This is a genomic window from Saccharomonospora halophila 8 (assembly GCF_000383775.1).
GTDB classification, from domain to species: Bacteria; Actinomycetota; Actinomycetes; order Mycobacteriales; family Pseudonocardiaceae; genus Saccharomonospora; species Saccharomonospora halophila.
This window is the reverse complement of sequence record NZ_KB912580.1, coordinates 1-4,439: the sequence shown is the minus strand read 5'-3', so window position 1 is coordinate 4,439 and position 4,439 is coordinate 1. Positions and strand designations below refer to the sequence as shown.

At 71.1% G+C, this 4,439-nt stretch carries 5 protein-coding genes; 2 read left to right on the top strand and 3 right to left on the bottom strand.

Annotated features, from left to right (window positions below; genetic code table 11):
- Positions 1–591 precede the first annotated feature (591 nt).
- Complete coding sequence (locus SACHA_RS0117845; protein WP_019811988.1) at positions 592–1,605, top strand: NAD-dependent epimerase/dehydratase family protein; 1,014 nt, start codon at positions 592–594, stop codon at positions 1,603–1,605.
- Positions 1,606–1,780: 175 nt separating this feature from the next.
- Complete coding sequence (locus SACHA_RS0117840; RefSeq protein WP_019811985.1) at positions 1,781–3,253, top strand: alanine/glycine:cation symporter family protein; 1,473 nt, start codon at positions 1,781–1,783, stop codon at positions 3,251–3,253.
- A 120-nt stretch (positions 3,254–3,373) separates the two neighbouring features.
- Here SACHA_RS0117840 and SACHA_RS0117835 read toward each other — a convergent pair whose 3' ends face one another.
- The 3 genes from SACHA_RS0117835 to SACHA_RS22910 all read right to left on the bottom strand — a co-directional run.
- The gene (locus SACHA_RS0117835; RefSeq protein WP_019811983.1) at positions 3,374–3,676 is read right to left on the bottom strand and encodes a type II toxin-antitoxin system PemK/MazF family toxin; all 303 of its coding nucleotides are present in this window, start codon (positions 3,674–3,676) and stop codon (positions 3,374–3,376) included.
- Positions 3,673–3,930, bottom strand: coding sequence for a toxin-antitoxin system HicB family antitoxin (locus SACHA_RS0117830; protein ID WP_269634198.1), 258 nt, complete (start codon positions 3,928–3,930; stop codon positions 3,673–3,675). The genes SACHA_RS0117835 and SACHA_RS0117830 overlap by 4 nt, the downstream gene beginning before the upstream one ends.
- A 92-nt stretch (positions 3,931–4,022) precedes the next feature.
- On the bottom strand, positions 4,023–4,439 hold a 417-nt coding region (locus SACHA_RS22910), incomplete at its 5' end, for a MerR family DNA-binding protein (RefSeq protein ID WP_019811979.1).

The following is a 4,439-nucleotide window of genomic DNA, read 5'->3' as shown; positions in this document are numbered from 1 at the left end:
GGGGCCGGGTCGGCGCTGGCCGTCGGCGCCACCGTCACCGTCGCCGCCGCAGTCACCGCGGCGACCCCGATCCCGGCGGCCGTCGCACGCGTCTGTCGGGAACGCATCACACCTCCGAAAGAATCCACCAAGCTCGACTCCCCCGGAAGGACGTGTGTGGCCCCCGCGGGGTTGTGCGGGTGTGTCGTTGTCACTGAGTCGTGTCCCCCGGCGTGTCCCCGTCGAAACACCTCACCGGACGCGGCCGGGCCCGCACGGTCCGAGGCCGAGGTCGGAGATCCTATCGGCACGAACGTGCCCGTGCCGGCTTCCGGCGTCGCGACCACCCGGTCAGGTCAATACGCCCCCTGCCGGGCCGGGTGTCGGGCGGTTCCCGATGTCCGGCCGGTGCGCTACCAGGGGCGCTCCGCACGCCCTTCGAGAGCACTGCCCGCGTCGTCGTGTTCGACGGTCCCCTTCCCCGGCGTAGTGATCAACACCGGGTCCCGTGCGGATACGCGGTGACGATCCGGTTCGTCTTCCCACCTTCGTGCCTCGCGTACGGGACGACGACGCGGGTCCGGCCGTCCCCCGCTGCTACGGTCGCCGATCATGGACAGGTATCTCGTCACCGGCAGCGCCGGGCACCTGGGGGAGGCGTTGGTACGGACACTGCGCGACCGGGGTGTGCCCGTGGTCGGGCTGGACACGCTGGCCTCGCCGTACACCGACGTGGTCGGCTCGGTCACCGACTCCGCCGTGCTGCGCCGCGCCCTGCGCGGGGTCACCCGGGTGCTGCACACCGCCACGTTGCACAAGCCGCACGTCGGCTCCCACCGTCGGCAGGAGTTCGTCGACACCAACGTCTCCGGCACCCTGGCGCTGCTGGAGGCCGCCGCCGGGGCCGGGGTGGCGAGCCTGGTGTTCACCAGCAGCACCAGCGCGTTCGGCCGGGCACTGACCCCGGCGCCCGGTGAGCCGGCCGCCTGGATCGACGAGGACGTCTCCCCGGTGGTGCGCAACATCTACGGCGCCACCAAGGTCGCCGCCGAGGACCTGTGCGCACTCGCCGCCCGCGAGCAGGGCCTGCCGGTGGTGGTGCTGCGCACCTCCCGCTTCTTCCCCGAGCAGGACGACCGCGATGCGGTCCGCGCCGCCTACGACGACACCAACGTCAAGGTCAACGAGTTCCTGTACCGGCGGGTGGACCTCGCCGACGTGGTCGAGGCGCACCTGGCCGCCGCCGACCGGGCGCCCGCGCTCGGGTTCGGCCGCTACATCGTCAGCGCCCCCACCCCGTTCACCCGTGACGACCTCGCGGAGCTGGCGGTCGACGCGCCCGCGGTGTTCCGGCGCCGGTTCCCCGACGTCGCCGACGACTACACCCGCTGGGGGTGGCGGATGTTTCCCACCCTGGACCGGGTCTACGACAGCGCCCGCGCGCGGGCGGAGCTCGGCTGGACACCGCGGTACGACTTCCGGGCGGTCGTCGACCGGGTGCGGGCGGGTGACGTGCCCCGCAGCCCGCTGGCCGGGGCGGTCGGGGCGAAGGGGTACCACGCCGTCCCGACCGGGGTCTATACCACCCGGCACCGCGCGGCCCCGGACGGCGCGGGCACACCCTGACGCCCCACCGTCGGCACCGCCGCACGGACGCACACCGGCTTCACACTTCCGGTGTACGACGAAAGGATGTACGCACCCGGCCGCGAGCGTGCGTACGATCCCTCGGCGCCTCACGGGCGCGGTGACGACGGGGCACGGGGGTCCCGTCGCCCCGACACCGACGAAGGAGTGTGGCATGGAGGAGGACACGAGTCCCCTGTTGGACGCGATCAACGCGGTCAACGACGTGTTCTGGACCTATCTCGTCATCCCGTTGCTGGCGCTGGTCGGCGTGTACTACACGGTCCGGTCCGGCGGGGTGCAGTTCCGCATGGTCCCGGAAATGATCCGGAACCTGCGCGGCAGCCCGGAACGCGCCCCGGACGGCAAACGGGCGATCTCGTCGTTCCAGGCGTTCTCCATCTCCGCGGCGGCCCGGGTCGGCACCGGCAACGTGGCGGGTGTGGCGATCGCCATCGCACTCGGCGGTCCGGGCGCGGTGCTCTGGATGTGGATCATGGGGATGGTCGTCGGTTCGATCTCGTTCGTCGAGTCCACGCTGGCGCAGCTGTTCAAGGTCCGCGACCGTGCCGGCTACCGCGGCGGCCCCGCCTACTACATGCGGTACGGCCTGAAGAAGCCCTGGCTGGGTGCGCTGTTCGCGGTCGTCATGATCTTCACGTTCAGCGCGACCTTCAACATGGTGCAGGCCAACAGCATCACCGACGTGGTCGGCAACTCCGTGTCTGCGGTCACCGGGGACGACACCGCCGCGGGCTGGGTGGCGCCCGTGGTCGGGCTGGCCCTGGTCGCGGTCGTGGCGCTCGTCGTGTTCGGCGGCGTGCGCCGCATCGCCACCGTCGCGCAGGCCACGGTGCCGTTCATGGCCCTGTTCTACGTGCTCATGGGCCTGGTGGTGGTCGGGATCAACATCGACCAGGTTCCGGGTGTGCTCGCCGACATCGTCGGCTCCGCCTTCGGCTTCCGCGAGGTCGGCGCCGCCGCCGTCGGCACCGCCATCATGCAGGGCATCCAGCGCGGCATGTTCTCCAACGAGGCCGGCATGGGCTCGGCCCCGAACGCGGGCGCCACCGCCGGGGTGAGTCACCCGGTCAAGCAGGGCCTGGCGCAGACCTTCGGCGTCTACTTCGACACCCTGATCGTGTGCTCGGTGACCGCGTTCATCATCCTCACCTCCGACCCCACCTACGGCGAGGAGATCGGCGCGGCGCTGACGCAGAACTCCCTGGAGAACACCCTCGGCACCTGGTCGCTGCACCTGCTGACGTTCATCGTGGTGCTGCTGTGCTTCACCTCGGTACTCGGCAACTTCTACTACGGCGAGGCCAACCTGCGGTACCTCACCACCGACGAGCGCGCACTGCCGATCTTCCGGCTCGCCGTGATCGGCATCCTGTTCCTCGGCGCGGTGAGCTCGCTGCAGCTGGTGTGGGACTTCGCCAACGTCACCATGGGTCTGATGGCGGTGGTCAACCTCGTCGCCGTGGCCCCGCTCGGCATGCTCGCCGTCCGGCTGCTGCACGACTACCGGCAGCAGCGCGCCCGGGGGCTCGACCCGGTGTTCCTGCGGGAGTCGATGCCGGACGTCGACGGGGTGCAGTGCTGGGACGGTCAGCCCGAACGGGTGTCCGAGCCCGAACGGCTCTGAGACGTCGGGGTCGGGACCGGCCGTGCCTCCCGTCTACCGAGGGCCGGTCCCGACCCGTTCCCCGACAGCGGAACGCGTGGCGGTCTTTGCGGCCCCGGCGGCATCGGGGAACGGCCCGGGTCAGCGTTCCGGGGTGGCGAGGATCTTGAACAACATGGTGTTGACCTCGGTCAATGTCTGTGTGTTCACCGGCTCCCGTTCCTCGCGCAACCGTGCCTTGCGGAGACTGGTCACCAGACCCGCCACGGCCCACCGATCATCCCCGAGTGCGACACCGAATCCGCTGCCCGGCTCCCGGTCGAAAACCGGCACCACGACCACGGTGGGCTCACTACCGATCTCGTTGTAGACGGTCGAGGACAACACGAGGACCGTGACCCCGCCGTCGGTGGTCCAGACGCTGCCCCGGCGCGGACCGCTCACCGCTGCGCCAGCTCGTCGTAGTTGCGGTCGGCCCAGGCCTCGGCGAAGGCCACCGCGTCCGGGTCGCCCGCCATCCATTCCCCGTGTTCGGCACACCGACGGCGCATGTCCTCGGCGTCGAGCAGACTCTCGATCCAGGCGTTCATCGACTTGTGCTCAACCTCGGCATGGTGTTTGGCCGCCGCGTACGCCGCGTCGGACAGCCGCAACGTGATCGTTTTCATCGCCGGGATTCTAGCAGGATCTGACTTCACTCTGTGCTGTCCTGTTCAGCTTCATCCATGGATGTCGGCTGATGCCGTCCACCTCTGCCGCTTCGTGTGGCGGGACCGGCCGTGCCTCCCGCCTACCGACGGCCGGTCCCGACCCGTTCCCCGGCAGCGGAACGTGGGGCGGTCTCCGCGGCCCCGGTGGCAGCGGCATCGGCGGCATCGGCGGCCTCGGCGAACGGCAGCGGACACCGGGGAGTCGCGGCGCACACGGCCAGGTCGGCACAGCCCGCTTCGAGCGCGTCGATCAGCACCCGGCGCACTCCGTCCAGGTCGGCGATTCGCGCGTCGATCTCGGCGAGTTTGTCCTCCGCGCGGCGGTGGAGCCCCGCGCCGGTCCGCCCCGGGCGGTGGGAGCCCACCCGGAGCAGGTCGGCGACCTCGTCGAGGGTGAAGCCCAGCCGCTGGGCGGCCTTGATGCCCCGGAGCACGGTGACCGTCTCCGGCGGATACAGCCGGTGTCCGCCGGGGGACCGTGCCGGCGCGGCGAGCAG